We start from the raw sequence: 20772 nt of genomic DNA on the forward strand, positions 1-20772 counted from the left end.
AGAATATCCTTTAGTATGCGCGGGTTGGGCGATCGAAAACGCGGCGGCCAAAGGCCGATGCAGTCAGGTCGACCATCAGGGTTGCAGTGCGGCCACGTTCATCCAGAAACGGATTAAGCTCGACCAGATCAAGGGAGGTCATGAGACCTGAATCGTGCAGCATTTCCATCACCAGATGCCCCTCGCGGACGGTGGCCCCGCCCGGCACAGTGGTCCCGACGGCGGGCGCAACGGAAGGGTCAAGGAAATCCACATCCAGTGAAACATGCAGCAACCCGTTGGCCGCCGCGACCTTGGCAAGGAACGCAGACAAGGGTTTTGCAATGCCGCTTTCGTCGATCTCGCGCATGTCGACATAGGTGACATCCGTGTCTTGCAGCGCCGCGCGTTCGGCAGCGTCGACCGAACGCAATCCGATGATGGCGATGTTTTCCTGCGGAACGGGGGTGTCGACGACAGGAAACCCGTCAAACCCGTCGCGCCCGGTGACATAACCCAGCGGTGTGCCGTGCAAATTGCCGCTGTCGGTGGTTTGTGGCGTATGAAAATCTGTGTGCGCATCCAGCCACAGAACAAACAGCGGGCGGTCTACGGATTTGGCATGACGCGCGACGCCCAGAACGGTACCGAGCGACAGCGCGTGATCCCCACCCATAAAGATCGGGACGCCGTCGGGCATGGCCATCTGCGATGCTTCGGCAAGGGCCGTTGTCCAGGCGATGGTTTCTTCAAGCGCTACGATTTTCGGGTGATCCTTTGCGGTGAAAGGCGCGGGTGTGACGTTGCCGCGGTCCTCAACCGGATGGCCCAGATCGCGTAGCGCCTGCACAAGACCCGCTGTGCGATAGGCGTCAGGACCCATCAAACACCCTTGCCGGCGCTTGCCGCTGTCCATGGGGCAGCCGATCAGAATGCAGGGGGATTGGGACATGGGAAGATTCCTTTATCTATGGTTGATTTGGTTTAACTGGCGGTAATGACAATCGACAATCGGGTGATTTGGCCGTATTGGGGGTAAATTGATCGTATTGGAGTATATTTTGGACGATTTGGATAACCGCATTATTGCCGCCTTGCGTCATGACGCGCGCATGCCGCTTTCGGATCTGGCCCATGTGCTCGATACCTCGCGCACGACCTTGCGCGCGCGGATTGCGCGGCTTCAGGAGCGGGGCGAAATTGTCGGGTTTACGGTATTGACCCGCGCCGATGTGATGCGTGATCCGGTCCGCGGATTGATGATGATCGGGATTGAAGGGCGCGGGACGGAACGTATCACCCGTCAGTTAAGTGGTTTCGCAGAGGTGCGGGCGGTGCATTCGACCAACGGTCGTTGGGATGTCATCGTCGAGATCGGCACAGCGACACTCGAGGCATTTGACGAGGTGTTGACGCGCATCCGGCGACTTGACGGGATCGTGGCCAGCGAAACCAACCTGCTGCTCAAGACCCGAAAGGCGGTTTAGCCGCGCCGCGCCGCCATGATCCAAAGGGCCGTAAGCCCGAAGGCGATAACGGCGTTCCAGCCCGCCATCGACAGGCCCAACAGCTGCCAGACGATTTCATCACACATGACAACGCCGGTCGGCGTGTCGAGCGCCAGCAGCGCACCGCCGTCCATCGCACCAAGGTCGGCACCGCCGCCACTGCAAGACGTCGGACCAGGCCACCAGCCCCATTCGACGCCGGCATGATACACCCCGATTGCGCCGGTTGTTGCCGTGGCCAAGGCCCCCAACCACGCCAGCATACGCGGCCCGCCCATGAGGGCCGCCCCCCCGATCAGGATCGCCGCCGCATGCGGCCAGCGTTGCCACAGGCACATCTTGCAGGGTGCCAGCCCGCCGATGTGTTGGAAACCGAATGCCCCCAAAAGCAGGGCGGCGGACCCAAAGGTCGCGAGCAATATCAATGTTTTGCGAGTCATATCAGTTTTACCACAGCAAACCCTGCAATCAGCAGAAGTACAAACAGGGTGAACATCAGGCCCAGACGCTTTTCGATGAAATCACGGATTGGTGCGCCAAATTTCCACAACAACAAGGCGACGATAAAGAACCGTAACCCCCGCGCAAGGATCGACGTCACGATAAAGGTGCCCAGTGGCATTGCCGTCCAGCCCGACATGATGGTGATGACCTTGTAGGGAAAGGGCGTCACACCCGCCGCCAGCACCGCCCAAAAGCCCACGCCATTAAAACGCGCAGCGAATGCTTCCATTGCGTCGGCCTTACCCAGGGAGGCCAGCATCGGTTGACCGATCGTTTCATAGGCAAAGGCCCCGATCGCATAGCCAAGCAAGCCGCCCAGCACAGATGCCACCAGCGCCACACCGGCGATCACAAAGGCGCGGTTAGGCCGCGCGATGATCATCGGGATCATGATGATGTCAGGCGGGATCGGAAAGAACGAACTTTCCACAAACGCGACAATCGCCAACGCCCAAAGGGCGTGGGGGTGTTGCGCAAGGCCAAGGGTCCAGTCGTAGAGGCGTTTTAACATCTGTGCTGCTCACTCAAGTTGTCCTGCAACACCATACCGGACCAGCGGGGTCAAGTGTGCGTGTTCAGGCAGCCGGGGCAGGGCCTGCGGTAAATGCGCAACGCTGCGCGCGTATCAGCAGGGCCGATCGCAATTGCGGCGCTCAATAGCACCTTAATACTTGCCTGTTATGGCTCGCCCAACAAAGGGCAACTTGGATGCAATATAACTTTCGTATTCTGTTTTTCATGATCATTGCGGGCGCAGTCGTGGTGTTTGGTGTTTTTCAGTTGCCGCCGCTCACATCCGGCGGGAACAGCGGGTCGTCTGGCCTGAACGAGGCAGAATTCAACGCCGCCTTAAGCGAGGAGCTGGCGTTCTGTCGCAAACAGCCTGACGCCGTGAACTGCAGGTGCTTTGCCAATAAATCCGCGATCATCCGCACCCATCGGCAACCTAAAGTACCCGGCGCACTCTATGTCGACAAAGAAGAACTCGCACGCGGGCAGGCATCACAAGGCTGCTAACCCTGCTGCGGCCAAGACCCGTGAAATCCACTTAACTCACCGTGATCTACGTTAGCCCTTGTCGAATCGCGCAACCCTTTGTAGCAGGTCCGAACAGTGCCCGTGTGGTGGAATGGTAGACACGTCAGATTCAAAATCTGATGCAGCAATGCGTGCCGGTTCAAGTCCGGCCACGGGTACCAACTGGTTCAAAAAACCAGACACCGATTTTTGAAACGCCAGTTTTTACGCACCCTTGGTAGATCGTTGCGGTACTCGTTTTTCAAGGCGCTGTGTTTTTGCTGATATTTTGTTTGTTATGACTTTCAGGCCGTAACCCTACCGGCGGGTAGATGATTGTCGTGATGGAGGGCATCGGCGCGGCGGTGTTGCCGACCCCAAAATGCCGCTTTGGGAAGGCCGCAAATTCGCGAATTCAGACGGTAAACAACTTCAGGGCGATTCGATTTAATTTCGACTTTTGCTCAGGCATACCGGCATCAGTCTGACGGATTTAGGCGGATTGGTTCCTATAGCGCAACAGACCGCCCACAATCATGGCGTTAATAGGGCGGGGATATTTCGCCTCATTGATCCGTCCCATTGTTCCGGTTTTCTGAACAGTTAACCATTTTTTAATTTAATTGTTTCGGTAGTAGAGTAACCAAGATACCTATTTATATGGGTAATCCTCAATTTCGTTAAATTCAATTTGGAAACAATCGCTTGCTTCGCGGCCTTCACCAAATGCGTTAACACAGTGGACATTTGGGGCGACAATTCACGTCCCTGACATTTTCCCGACATTTTTCCCTTTGTTGGACCATTTGAGACAGGTAACTATGGTCTTGCCCAACTGGGGGGCATTGTTTTTAGGTCTGGGGCGGCCACACGATCACGCATCGCTGCTGATGCGGGAGACATGTGTACGCCGCGCTTTGCGCGTTCGTATTAATGTAGCTGCCGGACATCCTGTGTCCGGCTGTGCGCTGCCTTATGCAGTACTCCCCGTGTAGTTTGGTGTGCCAATAGTTTGGCGTGTTTTGTGTGTGTTGCCTGAACCTGTGCGCAGTGTCCTCAAGCGATTTTGAGTTTGAATGGAGTGAAAATGATCCTTGTGCCAAGACAATCGAGCACCAAAGTGACCGTCATTCGGTCGCGTTCCTCCATCATCGCACCGAACCTTTCCGCACCAACTTCCAGATCGGCCGCGTTGCGCGCCGCGCGCAACAACGCCCAGGAGACCCCTCAATGATCCGTACACTTGATTTCAACGCTTTCGCAGCCGGTACAGTTATTGACGACGAATATGCGACCACGCAGGGCGTGACCGTTTCCGCGACGGGCGGTTCGGGGCAGGCGATGTTGTTCGACACCAACAACCCGACGGGGGATGATACGGATCTGGCCTCTGACACATTAGACGGCGTGCTGATCATTTCCGAAGACGGCGACAGCAGTGACCCAGACGACAATGACGCCGGTGGCAGCCTCTTTTTCGATTTTAACGAACCGTCATTTATCAAGTCTCTGACGTTCAAGGACATCGAAGAGACCAGCGGCGACGGTACCTCGATGATCTTTTACGACGCGGACGGCGGGGTCATCGACGAACATTTCGTACAGCCGACCGAAGATGGCGGCGAACGCACCGTTGGTTTAGGCGTTGACGACGTATCGCGTCTGGAGGTCCGCTTTGAAGGATCCGGCGCAGTGGACAACCTTGTTTTTGATGACAAACTGCCTGTTGACGAAGGCCCGACAGCGGTGGACGACAGCGGCGAAACAGACGAGGACAGCGCAGTAATCATCGACTTGCGGGGTAATGACACCGACCCGAACGACCTGCGCGACGATCTGGTGATCGGCGACTTTGTCAGCGCGGATGGCACTGTCACGGATTTGGGGGACGGTACGGTTTCCTTCTTGCCGAACCCGGACTTCAATGGCGAGACGACGTTTACCTATTCCGTGACGGACCCTGCCGGCAATTCCGACACCGGCGAAGTGACCGTGCTTGTAAACCCCGTCAATGATGCGCCTGACGCGGTTGACGATGTGGATACCACCGATTTCAACACGCCGGTCACTGTTGATCTGCTGGCGAACGATACCGATGTTGATCTGCCCGAAGGTGATATTCTGACGGTCACGTCGGTTTCTGTTCCGGTCGACCAAGGCACGGTTTTGAACAATGGTGACGGCACTGCGCTGATCACCCCTGCGGATGGATTCACGGGGGATGCGACCATCAGCTACACCATCGAAGACGCCGCCGGACTGTCTGACAGTGCTGAACATGTTGTGACGGTCGCTGATGACGCGGGCAACAGCGCGCCGGTCACGGCCCCCGATACAGCGGAAACCGATGAGGACACCGCGTCTGATCCCATCGACGTGTTGGACAACGACAGCGATCCTGATGGTGATACGCTGCAAGTGACCGAAGCGACCAGCCCGGACGGCACGGTTGAAATCACCGCTGACAACGAACTGATTTTTACGCCGAATCCTGATTTCAACGGTGAAACTACGATCACCTATACCGCTGCTGACCCATCCGGCGCCGAAACACCCGGCACGGTGACGGTTACCGTGAACCCGGTCAACGATGCACCGGATGCTGTAGACGACAGCGATGAAACCGACCTGAATACAGCGATAGATGTGGACCTGCTGGCCAATGACAGCGATGTGGATGGCGATGCGCTGACAGTGGTCAGCGCAACTGTGCCGGTTGATCAGGGCACTGTGAGCGCGCCGGTTGATGGTGTTGTCACATTTACCCCTGCGGATGGTTTTACCGGCGTGGCGACAGTCAGCTACACCATTGAAGACGAAGAAGGTTTGCAGGACAGCGCTGAACATACCGTCACCGTTTCAGGAACCCCCGCGAACAATGCACCGATCGCCGTCGACGACGCAGCCACAACCGACGAAGACACAGCCGTTGTGCTGGATCTTGTCGACAACGACAGTGATCCGGATGGCGTCCTATTGACGGTGACGGCCGTTTCTGTGCCTGCGGAACAGGGCACTGTGGTGAATAACGACGACGGCACTGCAACCTTTACGCCAGCGCTTGATTTCAACGGCGAAGCGACAGTGACCTACACAATTGCGGACCCCGATGGCGCGGAAGCAACCGCCGTTCATGTCGTTGATGTGACGCCGGTCAACGACGCGCCCGTGGCAAACGATGACACCGACACAACGGCCGAGGAAACACCGATCACGGTCGATCTGCTTGATAACGACAGTGACGTGGATGGCGACACGTTAACGGTTGTCGGGGCATCGGTGCCTGCTGATCAAGGTACGCTGCTGGACAATGGCGACGGCACGGTCACCTTCACACCCGCCACCGATTTCACAGGTCCTGCGACGATCAGCTATTCGATTTCCGATGGCAATGGCGGTGCGGATAGTGCAGAGCATGTGATCGACGTCACGCCAGTGAACGATGCACCGGTTGCGGGCGACGATGTGATAGGCACGCCGTACAACACGCCGATCGAGGATATTCTGGTTCTGGCCAATGACACGGATGTGGACGAAGATCCGCTGCGTGTTGTCACCGCGACCACGCCTGACGGCGATGTCATCATCAATGATGATGGCACGCTGACCTTCACGCCAACCGACGGGTTCACCGGACCGGCCGAAATCACTTATACGATTTCGGACCGCCCCGAAGGCGACCCCGAAGCGCTGACCGACGAAGGCACGCTGATCGTGAATGTGGCCGCCCCGGGCGGTCGTGACGGTATCGTTGATGGTACGACTGGGGATGACCTCATTGATCCTGATTATCTGGGCGATCCTGACGGCGACCTTGTCGACAACGAAGATGCAATCATCCCGGGTCAGGAACCCAACGATGACATTATCCGCGCGGGCGACGGCAGTGACACAGTCGAAGCCGGGCTCGGCGATGACTATATCGACGGTGGAACGGGCGACGACAGCATCCTTGGCGAAGACGGCAACGATACCGTTGTCGGCGGTGAAGGCGACGATGTGATCAACACCTCCGGTCCCGATCTGGCCCCTGATCGGGGGTATCCCGATGCGCCAACAGATGCGTTGGGCTTTGACGGGGATGATGATCCGGAAAACGACCGCGATTCCGTGATCGGCGGTGCGGGCAACGACACCATCACAACGGGCGACGACCGTGACACCATCATAGGTGGCATCGGCGAGGATGTGATCGACGCAGGCATCGACGACGACTTTGTGGACAGTGGACTTGATGACGACCGTATCGTTGGTGGTGAAGGCAACGACACCATATTTGGCGGCGGCGGCGATGATACCATCTATGCCGGAAACGATCCCGATGGTGTTGGCGATTTGCTGGACATAACGGATGAAGACACCGGTGGTTTCTCACCGGATCGCAACCCCGACAACGGCCGCGACGTGGTTAATGGCGGCGCGGGCGACGATGTGATCTTTGGGGCTGATGACGGTGACAGCCTGTCCGGTGGGTCAGGTAATGACACCATCGATGGTCAGATCGACGACGACACCATCCGCGGCGAGTCGGGCGATGACTCACTGTTGGGCGGTCAGGGCAATGACACGATTGACAGTGGCACCGGTGAAGACACGCTTGAAGGCGGCATCGGCGATGACACCCTGCGCGGCAACCGCAATGATGATGTGCTGATGGGCGGCACCGGCGACGATGTGCTGGACGGCGGCGGCGAGAACGACGTGATGGACGGCGGCGACGGCGACGACAACCTGCAAGGCGGTCAGGGTGACGATACCCTGCGCGGTGGCACCGGTGATGACATCTTGGACGGTGGTGCCGGTCAGGACGTCTTTGAAGACTTAAGCGCAGGTGACAACGTTGACGGTGGTTCCGGCCCTATTGATAACGACACGCTGGACCTACGCGGATCCGCGCCTGACGGTGGTCGTCTTGAGGTGACCTATACCTCTGACGATCGTGAAGACGGGGTGGTCAACTTCTTTGACGTCGACGGCGCAGACGCAGGCCGCTTGGTGTTTGAGGAAATCGAAACTGTTATCCCTTGTTTCACACCGGGCACCAAGATCGCCACGCCGAAAGGCGAGCGTCTGGTCGAGGAACTGGAAGTTGGCGACCGTGTGATCACCCGTGACAACGGCATTCAGGACATCCGATGGGTGGGGGCCCGTGATATGTCCGGTGCCGAACTGGATAAATCGGCACATCTAAAACCGGTTCTGATCCGTCAGGGGGCTTTGGGCAACGATCTGCCCGAGCGTGACATGATGGTGTCACCCAACCACCGCGTCTTGGTGGCCAACGACAAAACCGCGCTTTATTTTGAAGAGCGTGAGGTTCTGGTCGCGGCCAAACACCTGACCGGTCTGGAAGGCGTGGACATCGTGGATGTGTCGCACACAACGTATATTCATGTCATGTTTGACCAGCACGAGGTGATCCTGTCGGACGGTGCGTGGACCGAAAGCTTCCAGCCCGGTGACATGTCACTGGCTGGAATCGGCAATGCGCAGCGTCAGGAAATTCTGGAACTCTTCCCGGAATTGGCAACCAAAGCCGGTGTCGAGGGCTATGCATCTGCCCGCCGCGCGCTGAAAAAACACGAAGCCAAGCTGATCACCGACTAAACAGATTTGGCACGGGGCGGGGGCCCCCTGATATTACATAACGGCGTGCGGGCCTATCGCGCGTCAGGAATATGCAGCAGCTTTGTCCGGGACGTATCACCCTAGACAAGCAACCAGAGCGGGGCGGGAAACTGCCCCGCTCATTTGCGTTTACAAAACCAAAATTTCCCCGCGCCTGATCACTGTTTCTAAGGCGCGCACAATTTCGCGGCGTTTCACATTTCTGTGTCTAAGTATCCGTCGAATGCGACTTTCAAAACGGATTTCCCCCTTAAACTCTGACGAAATCATGGCTAAAACTTGGTTAATTGTTTCGCTGACCGCTTTGGCAGCTGAGCAATCTCACGTCTGAAAAAGGGGGCTACTGCCATGGCCATTATCAACGGGACGTCAAATAACGACACGCTGCAAGGCACCTTTGAGGATGACCAGATTACCGCGGGCGGTGGTCAGGATCTTGTTTCGGGTGAAGGCGGCGATGATCTTGTCTCGGGCGGGGGCGGCGACGATACGCTTTATGGCGATGCCGGCGTTGGGACGGCACCGGGCAATGACGCCTCCGCGGTGACACTGGACTATGACAGCCGTCAGGCCAACACAGGCAACAGCGCAGACCCCGGCGATTCCGCAGTCTACCGTGACGTTGCAATGCTGGAGGACGGCACGTCGGTTTGGGGACGTCTGGTACTGGTGAGTACTTCGGATGAAAACATGCCGATTGATCTGACCGGCGGCGACGGTTTTGAGATCCTGATGAACAGCGGGCGCGGGGCCTCGCGCAGCTATGTCGGCGAAACCGCGCGTTTCCGGTTAGAGTTTTTCGACCCTGTCACCGGTGATCCTGTTGCCCTGAATTCCACCGCTACTTTCAACGATCTGGACCGTAACAGCGTCGGTGATCAGGAATCCGTCACCGTGGATGCCGATAGCTTTACCGCGTTTGCCACATCGGCAGACACGTCATTGAACGTTACACAGGGCGGCGGCGTGGCGAATGCAGCTGGCACCGAAGGCAATTCGCCTGCCGATCAGGATGCCTGGTTCTCTGCCCAATTCGAGAACCGCGAATTCATCGAATTTGAGCTTGAAACCCGATCTACACCGTCGGGTTTTACCCTGTCCGGTGATTTGATCGACGACGCCGTTGTGACCCCGATCGAAGCGGGCAATGACACCATTCTCGGTGGCTCCGGTCAGGACGTGATCTTTGGTCAGGGCGGGGACGACAGCCTACTTGGCGAAGACGGGGATGACAGCATCGAAGGCGGCGAAGGCGACGATACGCTTTTGGGGGGACAGGGGCAGGATGCCCTGCTTGGCGGTGCCGGCAATGATGTGATGAACGGTGGCGCAGGCGACGACACGCTTTTGGGGGGCGATGGCGAGGACACCATCGTGTCCGGTCTTGGCGGCGATCAAGTGCGCGGCGGCAATGACAGCGATTTGTTCACATTCGATGGGGCCGGTAACCATCAAATTCTGGGTGGTGAAGATGCCGATGGTTTGGACGTGGATCGCATTGATCTGACGGGCATTGACCGCTCGACCTACCGGTTGATCCGGGGGCTGCCCGAAGAGGGCCGGATCGAATTTCTGGACGGCGGTGGCAATGTCATTGGCCGCACAAACTATGCCGAAATCGAAGAGGTCATCATCTGCTTCACACCCGGTACCTTGATTGCGACGAAGCGCGGCGAAAAGCCTGTGCAGCAACTCAAGGTTGGCGATCGGGTCTTTACCCGCGACAATGGCCCGCAAGAATTGCGCTGGATTGGCCGGCGCAATCTGAATCGCCACGAACTCAACCAGATGCCGCAGTATTTCCCGATCCTGATCCGCGCTGGTGCCTTGGGCGATGGGGTGCCGCAACGCGATATGATGGTCAGCCCGAACCACCGGATGTTGATCACATCGGAACTGGCCGAAGTGATGTTCGGCGAAAGCGAAGTACTGGTGGCCGCGAAGCATCTGGTCAGCCTTGACGGTGTGGAAACTGCGCCCGTCAGCAAGGTCAGCTACATCCATATGATGTTCGACGCGCATGAGGTGGTTTTGGCCGATGGCACGTGGGCCGAAAGCTTTTTGCCCGGTCAGCAGGCCATGGCAGGGATCAAAAGCGACCAGAAGCAGGAAATTCTGGATCTCTTCCCCGAGTTGGTCGACATGCGGGGATTGCGGAACTACGAAGCTGCGCGCCGTTTGCTGAAGGCACATGAGGCGCATTTGCTGATGCTGGAAAAGCCAAACTAATCAGGGCGCTAGGAGGGGGAGCTCATCTGCTCCTTGCGCCATTCGGCCCACTCTTCCGGCGTATCTAAATCACGGCGCGCGCGCGATCCTTGCAAAGGTACCAAGGTCACACGTCCCTTGGCTTGCGTGACCACTTCGCGTCCGCCGCTATCTCCGATGAGCGTTGCAAAAGCGTCAAACAGCGCGGCGTGAAAGACGATCGGGTGGCCCGGTGCACCGTCTTGCGTAGCCCCGCGCCAGATCAACTGGTCGCTGTCAAGATCGACGGCACCGGCCACTTTCGCCAGATCATCGGCTGTCACATCTGGTAAATCGCCCAGCAATACCATGGCACAAGGTGCTTCCGCTGGCAGGGCCGCAAAGGCGCGGCGCAGGCTGGCGTTCATGCCCTCATCCGCATCGGGCACTGCAAATAGCAGCACTTCCAAACCATCCAGCGCCTGATATCTGGGATGCGGAAAGTCGGGCAGGGCGATCAGTACCGGACCCGTCGTGGCAGCACGCGCCTTTAACGCCTGTTGTCGCAGCAACGGCGCGCCTTCCACAATTTCCAGCAGTTTGTCACGCCCGCGCATCCGGCTGGACGCACCGGCGGCAAGGATGATGATGGGCAGGTGATGGCAAGTCATGCGGACAGTCTAGGCGCTGCGCGTGCCGAAGGTAATACCGTGAAACGGATCATTTTCAGCCGCGCATCGCTGTTCCCTCAGGGTCAAACAGGGGTGTCGTGATCAACGTTGCAGGGCGCATCTGGCCGAGGATCTCGATCTCGACTTCCAGCCCCTCGACTGCCCGCCCGCGGGGCACAAACCCCAGCGCCACCGAGGTGCCCGAGAAGTGCGAATACCCGCCCGAGGTGCAAAACCCGACCACGGCTCCCTCCAGCCAGATCGGTTCGTAGCCTTGCACATCAGCATCCTGCGCTGCGACCTTGAAGGATACCAACTGCCGTTCGGGCGGCGTCGCGCGTTCGGCTTCAGCGGCTGCGCGTCCGATGAACGCGGTATTTTTCTTGAAGCTGATAAACCGGTCCAATCCCGTTTCCGCCGCGGTATAATCCGGTGAAAATTCGGCCATCCACGACCCAAAGAACTTGTCGAGCCGCAACGACATCATCGCGCGCATCCCGAAAGGGGTGATCCCGTGGGGCTGTCCCGCAGCCCAAAGGTGACCCCAAAGGCTGCGCTGGTCCATCGGATCGCAATAAATCTCAAACCCCAGATCGCCCGTATAGCTGACGCGTTGCACGATGCAGCTGCTTTGACCAACCGTCATTTCCCAAACATCAAGGAACTTCATGTCGGTGACGTCTGTGCGGGTGCAGGCTTGTAGGACGTCGCGGGCTTTGGGCCCCGCAATTTGAAATCCCGTCCGCCGGTCAGAGATGTTTTCGACTTCAACACCCTCTTCCAAGTGGCTGAGAAACCAGCGGAAATGATAGGACTGCGATCCATAGGATGCGGTCAACTGGAACAGGTCCTCGGCCAGACAGGATATGGTGAAATCACCAATCAGCTTGCCCATTTCAGACAGCATCGGCGTCAGCGACAGCCGCCCCTTTGCGGGCACACGCCCTGCCATGATCCGGTCGAGCCAGCTGCGGGCATTGGGGCCCTTCACCAGAAATTTGCCAAAGTTCTGCACTTCGTTGATGCCGACGCCATTGCGCACCGCTTTGACCTCGCGGTCGGTCGCGTCAAAGGCATCCGAGCGCCGGAACGATGGCGTTTCAAATGTGGGCTCGTCCCCCGTGGCAAAGTAATTCGCAACTTCAAGGCCGAATTGCTGGCCCCAAACCGCACCGAGATCCGTGAAAATATCGTACATCGGCGTTGTGCGATGGGGCCGCGCAGCGGGCAGTTCTTCGTTAGGGTAGGAGACTGAAAACCGTTTTTGGTAATTCTCGATCACCTTTGGCAGCGTATACCCCGGTGTGATCCAATCACCGAAACGCGCCACATCCATCGCCATAACGTCGCGCTCCGGTTCGCCCTCGATCATCCATTGCGCAAGGGTCAGGCCGACGCCGCCGCCTTGGGAGAAACCGGCCATCACGCCGCACGCGGACCAATAATTGCGCATGCCCGGCACAGGACCAACAAGCGGATTGCCATCGGGTGCAAAGGTGAATGGCCCGTGGATCACATTTTTTACCCCCGCGCGTTCCAGATCGGGAAAGCGTTTGTAGGCAAAGGCGATGCTGTCCTCGATCTTGTCAAAATCATCTTGCAGAAGGTCCTGACCAAAGGACCAGGACGTGCCATCAACCGCCCAAGGGCGACAGGTTTGTTCGTAAAAACCGATACATAGCCCCTTGCCCTCCTGGCGCAGGTAGGATTCCCCCGCAGGGTCCATCACATGGGGATGCTCGATGCCGTCTTTCATCATCTCGACGATCATCGGCACGTCTTCGGTTACCAGATACTGATGTTCCATCGGATGTAGCGGGAAATAAACGCCGGCCATCGCGCCAACTTCACGCGCCCACAAGCCACCGGCATTTACGATATGTTCCGCGTGGATATTGCCCTTGTCGGTGATCACATCCCACGTGCCATCCGCGCGCTGGTTCGTCTCTTGCACCATGCAGTGGGTTTCGATGGTCGCGCCGCCCATTTTGGCCGCGCGGGCATAGGCATGGGTGGTGCCGGAGGGATCAAGATGCCCGTCAAGCGGATCATAAAGCCCGCCGATGATGCCGTCGATGTTTGTGACGGGGGCGATTTTCCTGATCTCTTCGGGGCTGACAATTTCCGTGTCCAACCCCATAAACCGGTGTTTGGCACGTTCCGCCAGTAGCATGTCGAACCGGTCCTGATTATCAGCCAAGGTTACACCGCCTACGTGATGCAACCCGCAGGACATGCCGGTGATTTCTTCTAACTCCTTGTAAAGACGAATGGTATAGCCCTGAAGTGCCGCCATATTGGTGTCGCCGTTCAAGGTGTGAAACCCGCCCGCCGCATGCCATGTCGACCCCGAAGTCAACTCGGAACGTTCAACCAACATCACATCCGACCAGCCCAGTTTGGTCAGGTGATACAAAACCGAAGCGCCGACGACGCCGCCGCCAATGATCAGAACGCGGGTGGATGTTTGCATGTCGGGACTCCGATGTTGTTCGGACCAAGCGTGAAAGCTGGCGAAGACGGTCGCATGTAGTTTTCCGACAGAAGATGTCGTGAACCGGCAATCGGATGAAAATGGCTGGGGTCAAATGGTGGGGCAAGCAATCGAAATGTCAGGACCCTGCACCATGCGCACCCATGCCCAAGCTGTCGTGATCGGAGGCGGCGTGATCGGCTGTTCGATCCTGTACCACCTTACCAAATTGGGCTGGCGCGATGTGGTCCTGCTGGAGCGCGACGAGTTGACCAGCGGGTCAACCTGGCATGCGGCGGCCAATATTCACGGGCTGCATGACAATAACAACATCACCCGCATCCAGAATTACACGATGGATTTGTATAATAGGCTTGAGGCCGAGACAGGCCAGTCCTGCGGCGTGTTCCAGCCCGGCAGCCTGTATCTGGCCCAGACCGAGGCGCGCGAACACCAACTGCGATTGCAGGCCGCAAAGGCGAAATATTACGACATGCCGTTTCGTGAAGTATCGCGTGAAGAGGCAGAGGCGCTGCACCCGTTGGTCAACTATGACGGCATCCGGTGCATCATGTTTGAAGAGAACGGCGGCAATGTTGACCCCTCTGGTGTGACCAATGCCTATGCAGCGGGCGCACGCCAGAACGGGGCAGAGATCATCCGGTTCTGTCCGGTGACAGGGACCGAACAACAGGCCGATGGCAGCTGGATCGTGCGCACCCAAAAAGGGGATATCGCGACCCAGTGGATCGTGAATGCTGCCGGTCTGTGGGGGCGCGAAGTGGCGGCACTGGCAGGGGTGACCCTGCCGCTACAGCCGACAGAACATCAGTATTTTGTGACCGAAACCATTGCGGAAATTGACGGGTTGGACCGGCGGTTGCCCTCGGTGGCGGATCGGGATGGCGAATATTACCTGCGTCAGGAAGGCAAGGGATTGCTCGTCGGAGCCTATGAAAAAGACATGCGGTTCTGGGCCGAAGGCGGCACGCCGCAGGGGTTTGGACATGAATTGTTCGCGGATGATCTGGAGCGGATCGAAGATAACATGATGCGCGCCATCGAACGTGTGCCGGCGGTTGGGACAGCTGGGATCAAGCGGGTGATCAACGGGCCGATGATTTGGTCCCCTGACAGTAACGTGTTGTTTGGTCCGCTGCCGGAGCTGTCCAATTACTTCTGTTGTAACGGTATTATTCCGGGATTCTCGCAATCTGGCGGTATGGGGTTGCTTGCTGCGGACTGGATTGTGACCGGCGAAAGCCGCTATGATATGTTTGCATGGGACGTGGCGCGGTTCGGGGATTGGGCGGATGCGGCGTTCACCAAGGCGCGGGTGGGCGATCAATATGCCAACCGGTTCAAGATCCATTTTCCGAACGAAGAACGCAGCGCAGGCAGGCCGATGCGCAAACGCCCGGCCTATGACGCCCAGCGCGATCTGGGCGCGGTTTTCGGCCTGAACTACGGCTGGGAACATCCACTGTATTACGGCCAACCCCCCGGTTCGCAAGATGTTACCGAAGGATTCACCCGCCAAGGGTGGTGGGATCAGGTGGGCCGCGAATGTCGCATGTTGCGCGAACACGCAGGGATTATCGACATCTCCAACTTTGCAAAATACCGCTGTGCGGGGGCGGGTGCCGAAGGGTGGCTAAACGCAGTGTTTGCCAACAGAATGCCGAAAGTTGTTGGCCGGTCGTGTTTGACGCCGTTAATCGGCACGCGCGGCGGGATTGCCGGGGATTTCACGGTCACGCGTACCGGCGAAGAAGAATTCTGGGTCATTGGCTCCGGCATGGCAGAGCGTTATCACCAGCGGTTTTTTAGCCAAGTGCCGTTGCCTGAGGGAACCCTTTTTGAAAGCCGGACCGAGACGATGTGCGGGTTTAACGTTGCGGGACCAAAATCGCGCGAGTTGTTGCAACGGATGACAAATACCTCGCTGGCGACTGCTGACTTTGGCTTTATGCGATCTGGCTGGATCGAGTTGGCAGGCGTGCGGTGTCTGGCCTTACGGGTCAGTTTCACTGGCGATCTTGGGTGGGAATTACACTGTGCGGTCGAAGATCAGGCGCAGCTTTTTTCAGCACTTATCGCGCAAGCTGGGCCTTTCGGTGCTGGACCCGTCGGATCGCGCGCACTGATGTCGCTGCGGATCGAAAAAGGGTACGGTTCATGGAGCCGTGAATATTCGCCCGAATACTGGCCGCAAGAGGTCGGGTTGGACCGGTTGTGCAAGATGGACAAGGATTTCCTCAACAAGGCAGCCGTTGCGGAAACGCTGGCGAAACCTGCGCGGGAGCATCTTGTGGTGTTGGCGTTGGACGCGGCACAAACCGATGCCAGCAACGCGGATGCCTCAGGCGGAGAACCGGTTTTCAAAGATGGTGCCGGCATTGGGCGTGTGACTTCAGGGGCTTACGGATATGCGGTGGGGCAGTCGCTGGCCCTGGCTTTTGTTAAAAATGTGCAGGCGGGGGATAGCGTGGATGTTATGCTGTTGGGACGGGCCCATCGGGCAACCGTTCTTGCTGAACCGCCGTTCGACCCAGAAGGTATCAAATTGCGTGGTTAACCGCGCTCACGGATTTGGCACCTAACCGGTCCCGACATAATAGCCATCCAGCATCTTCAGGTTCAACAACTTCAGATCATATCGGACCGGTCCAATCGAGGTTGCCAGTATCTGTTTCAGCTTTTTGCGCGTGAGCGGGGTTGAAAACAACAGGCGGTAAACATCGGTGGATTCCATGAGTGTTTTCGCGTTCTGGGTCTGGCCGTCGATCACGACATTCAGATAGGTGCCGCGCGAGATGTCCGGTAAATCCTGAGCGTCATAAATGGGGCTGAGGAACACCTGACACCCGAGTTTGCCAATGACTGTGATGCGCCCGTCAAACCGATCTCCCATGACATCCAGCGTCACGGGAACGTCACAGACCGACCGCCCGCGATACACGATCCGCAGTGCCATCACCGTGTAATGCCCCGCGACGGCGAATAACAGCGCGAGAACAAGCCAGATCACAACATAGCCTAACACCCGCAACTGATCACGGTGTCTTTCAATTTCTGCGTTGATGTCCCTGATCCAGCCTGAGCGCTGCTGCCAAGATCCTGACCGGGTGCCGAGCGTCGATTGCCCGCCCCCCTGTTGTCCGCCACCAATCACTGCCAATGAAGACCTGTCGCTGCAAACTTTTGAAACGATGCTGGAGGCTTGTGCGAGATCATCAGAGAATGTCAGCGGAAGAGTGCCGGGCATTTCAGGACGGTGCGTAATGAACTTCATCACAGTCAGGAAATGCCGCAACGACCCAAATTTATTGCCCTGACCGGACTGGCGCAACACGGCAAGCAGCGCATCGTTATCCAGTTCACTGATCAAGTTATTAATCTGAATAAGGGTGGGTTTGTCTGCCTGCGTGCCATTGGCAAAGCCGTGTTGCACAAGCTCCACCACAGACAAGAGGCGATCACAATCAGCGAGAGCGGCAATACCGGAGCAGAGCCAGAGCAAACATACAGCTGTTAAGGTTCGAAACCTGCACATACACACCTTGGGACCGTCGAAAATGCGGCTTTAGGCAGGTATGCTTGATGAACCTTAACGGTGGGTTACGGATGGTGCCCCTGACGCGACGGCGCAGTTTAAAGCGGACGGATTTTCAGCTGTGTGATCCGGTTGCCATCGCGCGCAGTGACCTCGAAACGGAAGCCATGAAAGCTAAAGACCTGGCCGGCTGTCGGGATCATTTGGGCTTCGTGAATGACAAGGCCTGCTAAGGTGTTGGCTTCTTCATCGGGCAGGGACCAATCCGTCGCACGGTTCAAATCGCGGATCGTCATGGCACCGTCCACGTAATAATGACCGTCTTCGCCGGGCGACAGTTGCTGGTCAGCGTCGGGATCGAACTCATCGGTGATCTCGCCGACAATTTCTTCAAGGATGTCTTCAAGCGTAATCAATCCCTGAAGCGATCCGTATTCATCCACCACCAGCGCAAAATGCGTGCGCCGGCGCAGGAACTGGCGCATCTGTTCATCCAGGGTCGATGTATCCGGCACGAAATAGGGTTTCATCGCCACAGAAGAAACATCGAACTTCTTGAGCGCAGAGGCGTCGCCGTCCGGCCCGCCAATAAGTTTATACATGGCGCGCAACAGGTCTTTGGCATGGATCACCCCGATGATGTTTTCTGGGTCGTCGCGAAACACCGGCAGACGGGTGTGGTTGGATTGCAGGCATTGATCCAGAATATCGGAAGGATCGGCATCCGCGTCGATCATCTCGATGCCGGAACGGTGCAGCATGATTTCTTCGACCGCGCGTTCCGCCAGATCAAGCGCGCCAAGGATGCGGTCGCGGTCTTCCTTTTCCACCACCCCTTCGGAGTGGCCCAGTTGCAAGGCCCCGACGATTTCCTCGCGTACGGCCAGAATGTTGCTGTCAGGGTCCACCGTAACCCCCATGATGCTGAGAATACCGCGCACCAAAAGGCGCACAGCGGTCACGATGGGGGAAAAGATGCGCACCACGATAGAAATCGGCCCAGACACCAGCGCAGCGGCCCGTTCGGAATTGGTAATCGCATAGGTTTTCGGCAGGACTTCGGCAAAGACCAGCACAAGAAGGGTCATCGCAAGGGTCGCATAGGCCACGCCGCTTTCCCCGAACAGGCGCAGGAACAATGTGGTTGCCAGCGATGTCGCAAGGATGTTCACAAGGTTGTTGCCCAACAACACCGACCCGATCAGGCGTTCGTTGTCTTCTGTGATCCTTAGGGCGCGTTCGGCACCTCTTGATCCCTTGTCGGCCTGTGTGCGCAATTTGCCGCGCGACGCGGCAGTTAGCGCTGTTTCGGAACCCGAGAAAAAGCCAGACAGGATCAACAGCAAAAAGATGACGCCGGCGCTGAACCAGAATGCGCCGTCAATCAGCGTGGTTTCAAGGAGCGCGGAAGAGGGTTCCATTCGTGATGATGTCCATGTGATAAGGTCTTTGGCTGTTATGGGGCCGCAGGGCGCTGCGTTCAAGAGCGCCATTTACCGGAGGCATATCATGGCGGGGATCAGACATTTGGATTTGGGTGTTCTCGACGGCCCTTTGGTGCTGTTCGGCGGGCCCTATTCCAATGCGCAAGCTTTGGCCGCATTGATCAGAGCAGCGCAGGATATCGGGGTACAAAGCGGCCAGATGATCTGTACCGGTGATGTGGTGGCCTATTGCGGCGCGCCAGCGCGCAGCGTGGCGCAGATGCGTGCCTTGGGCTGTGCGGTCGTGGCGGGCAATTGTGAAATCCAGCTGGGCACCGGCGCAGCGGACTGCGGCTGCGGTTTCGAAGATGGCAGCGCCTGCGATCTATTAAGCGTGGGGTGGTACGGGTTTGCATCGGGTGTCTTGAACGTGGCAGATAAGGCGTGGATGGCGGACCTGCCGGATGTGATCAGTTTCCAACATCAGGGTGCGCGATATGCGGTGATCCACGGCGGTTTGACCGATGTGGCGCGGTTTATCTGGCCGACAAGCGGGGCGGAGGTTTTTGCGCAGGAATGGGCTGCCGTCGAACAGGCGATTGGACCGGTGGATCACATCATTGCAGGTCATGCCGGTGTGCCCTTTGTCACGCCCACGCCACAAGGGCGCTGGATCAACGCCGGCGTAATAGGGATGCCGCCCCATGACGGGCAGCAGGACACACGGTTTGCAGTGCTTCAAGGCGGTGAGGTTCGGATCGAAAACCTAGCTTATGACGCGCAAGGGGCCGCAGACGATATGGCGCAGGCCGGTCTGCCGCAGGGGTATCGCGACGGTCTGCTCAGCGGCTATTGGCCGTCCGAAGACGTGTTGCCTGAAGATTTGCGTGTGCCGCCCTCGGCCAGAGGATGACGTTCCAGCACCAGTTCTGACAGGCGTTCCTCAAGCACATGGGTATAAATCTCGGTGGTGGCGATATCGGCGTGGCCCAGCATTGTCTGGATCGCCCGAAGATCGGCCCCGTTGGCCAGCAGATGCGTGGCAAATGCGTGGCGCAGGGTATGGGGCGTGACCTTGGCCGGATCGACGCCGGCGGCAACCGCAAATTCCTTGATCAACAGATAAAACCGGTGGCGGGTAAGGTAACCGGACTTGCCCCGTGACGGAAACAGGAACCGCGAGGCGGGTTTGCGTTTCAGCCGGTCCTCCTCGTCCTGCACATCACGATCCACCAGCCATGCGGCAAGGGCCATGCGGGCAGGGGGGGACAGCGGCACCATCCGTTCCTTGCCGCCTTTGCCCATGATCAACAACAGGCGCGGATCGCCGCGTGTGGCCGAAATCGGCAGGCCGACCAGTTCGGTCACCCGCATACCGGTGGCGTAAAGCAGTTCCATCAGACAGGTGTTGCGCAAGCGGTCCCGTGGGCTGCGCCCTGACGCACGGGCGGCGTCCAGCAGGCGGTCAACCTCTTCCTCCGTCAGAATTTTGGGCAGGCGTTTGTCCTGACCGGGACCGGAAATCTGGATGGCGGGGTTTTCGCTGCGTAAACCTTCCTCAAAAGCAAAGCGATAAAGCTGTTTGATCGCTGACAAGCGCCGCGCGCGGGTGGATTTGGCAAGCCCCTGTGCGTCGCAAAAAACCAGATAGCTTTCCACGTCGTCGCGGCTTGCACTGGCAAAGTCCAGCGATTTACGAGCCAGAAAGGTATCGAAATCCTTTAGGTCGCGGCCATAGGCCAGCTGCGTGTTGGTCGCGGCGCCCAATTCGGCTGCCTGCGCTTCAAGAAAGGTGGAAATCCAGTGAAATGTCGCGCTTTGCATC

At 57.9% G+C, this 20772-nt stretch carries 14 protein-coding genes and 1 tRNA gene; 7 read left to right on the top strand and 8 right to left on the bottom strand.

Translation table 11 applies throughout. The annotated features are described in order from the left end of the window. Positions 1–10: 10 nt before the first annotated feature. Positions 11–931, bottom strand: coding sequence for an arginase (rocF, locus tag Z947_RS0112235; RefSeq protein WP_025044589.1), 921 nt, complete (start codon positions 929–931; stop codon positions 11–13). A 109-nt stretch (positions 932–1040) separates the two neighbouring features. Between rocF and Z947_RS0112240 the strand changes: the two genes are divergently transcribed. Beyond that, positions 1041–1466, top strand: a complete 426-nt coding sequence (locus tag Z947_RS0112240) for an Lrp/AsnC family transcriptional regulator (RefSeq protein WP_025044590.1) — start codon at positions 1041–1043, stop codon at positions 1464–1466. Here the strand turns inward: Z947_RS0112240 and Z947_RS0112245 are convergent. Then, positions 1463–1927, bottom strand: coding sequence for a disulfide bond formation protein B (locus Z947_RS0112245; protein WP_025044591.1), 465 nt, complete (start codon positions 1925–1927; stop codon positions 1463–1465). The genes Z947_RS0112240 and Z947_RS0112245 overlap by 4 nt on opposite strands. Next, positions 1924–2502: a YqaA family protein gene (locus tag Z947_RS0112250; RefSeq protein ID WP_025044592.1), complete on the bottom strand. Its 579-nt coding sequence runs from the start codon at positions 2500–2502 to the stop codon at positions 1924–1926. The genes Z947_RS0112245 and Z947_RS0112250 overlap by 4 nt, the downstream gene beginning before the upstream one ends. A gap of 197 nt (positions 2503–2699) precedes the next feature. On the opposite strand from Z947_RS0112250, the gene Z947_RS0112255 reads away from it, so the two are divergent. The 4 genes from Z947_RS0112255 (at position 2700) to Z947_RS0112275 (ending at position 10865) form a co-directional block, all read left to right on the top strand. Continuing rightward, positions 2700–3008 carry a hypothetical protein gene (locus tag Z947_RS0112255; RefSeq protein ID WP_025044593.1) on the top strand — a complete coding sequence of 103 codons (309 nt, stop codon included), beginning with the start codon at positions 2700–2702 and terminating at the stop codon, positions 3006–3008. 98 nt (positions 3009–3106) lie between these two features. Then, positions 3107–3190, top strand: a tRNA-Leu gene (locus Z947_RS0112260). A gap of 1048 nt (positions 3191–4238) precedes the next feature. Then, the gene (locus Z947_RS22175) at positions 4239–8615 is read left to right on the top strand and encodes a cadherin-like domain-containing protein (protein ID WP_025044594.1); all 4377 of its coding nucleotides are present in this window, start codon (positions 4239–4241) and stop codon (positions 8613–8615) included. A gap of 369 nt (positions 8616–8984) precedes the next feature. Continuing rightward, on the top strand, positions 8985–10865 hold the full coding sequence (locus tag Z947_RS0112275) for a Hint domain-containing protein (RefSeq protein WP_025044595.1): 1881 nt from the start codon (positions 8985–8987) through the stop codon (positions 10863–10865). Between the two features lie 8 nt (positions 10866–10873). Here the strand turns inward: Z947_RS0112275 and Z947_RS0112280 are convergent, their stop codons facing one another. Next, entirely contained in the window at positions 10874–11494 is a 621-nt protein-coding gene (locus Z947_RS0112280; RefSeq protein WP_025044596.1) for a nucleotidyltransferase family protein, read from the bottom strand. 55 nt (positions 11495–11549) lie between these two features. Then, positions 11550–13967, bottom strand: a complete 2418-nt coding sequence (locus tag Z947_RS0112285) for a GcvT family protein (protein WP_025044597.1) — start codon at positions 13965–13967, stop codon at positions 11550–11552. A gap of 154 nt (positions 13968–14121) precedes the next feature. Here Z947_RS0112285 and Z947_RS0112290 point away from each other — a divergent pair, with 154 nt between their 5' ends. Beyond that, positions 14122–16545 (top strand): GcvT family protein, encoded by a 2424-nt coding sequence (locus Z947_RS0112290; RefSeq protein WP_025044598.1) that lies wholly within the window; start codon positions 14122–14124, stop codon positions 16543–16545. A 21-nt stretch (positions 16546–16566) separates the two neighbouring features. Here the strand turns inward: Z947_RS0112290 and Z947_RS0112295 are convergent, their stop codons facing one another. Both Z947_RS0112295 and Z947_RS0112300 read right to left on the bottom strand, forming a co-directional pair. Continuing rightward, positions 16567–17421, bottom strand: a complete 855-nt coding sequence (locus tag Z947_RS0112295; RefSeq protein WP_156026655.1) for a hypothetical protein — start codon at positions 17419–17421, stop codon at positions 16567–16569. Between the two features lie 200 nt (positions 17422–17621). Then, complete coding sequence (locus Z947_RS0112300; protein WP_025044600.1) at positions 17622–18944, bottom strand: HlyC/CorC family transporter; 1323 nt, start codon at positions 18942–18944, stop codon at positions 17622–17624. Positions 18945–19032: 88 nt separating this feature from the next. On the opposite strand from Z947_RS0112300, the gene Z947_RS0112305 reads away from it, so the two are divergent. After that, positions 19033–19860 (top strand): metallophosphoesterase family protein, encoded by an 828-nt coding sequence (locus Z947_RS0112305; RefSeq protein WP_052880615.1) that lies wholly within the window; start codon positions 19033–19035, stop codon positions 19858–19860. Here Z947_RS0112305 and Z947_RS0112310 read toward each other — a convergent pair. Next, the gene (locus tag Z947_RS0112310; RefSeq protein WP_025044602.1) at positions 19797–20771 is read right to left on the bottom strand and encodes a site-specific tyrosine recombinase XerD; all 975 of its coding nucleotides are present in this window, start codon (positions 20769–20771) and stop codon (positions 19797–19799) included. The two genes, Z947_RS0112305 and Z947_RS0112310, sit on opposite strands and share 64 nt — an antisense overlap. Position 20772 lies beyond the last annotated feature (1 nt).

Source organism: Sulfitobacter geojensis, from assembly GCF_000622325.1.
Lineage (GTDB): Bacteria > Pseudomonadota > Alphaproteobacteria > Rhodobacterales > Rhodobacteraceae > Sulfitobacter > Sulfitobacter geojensis.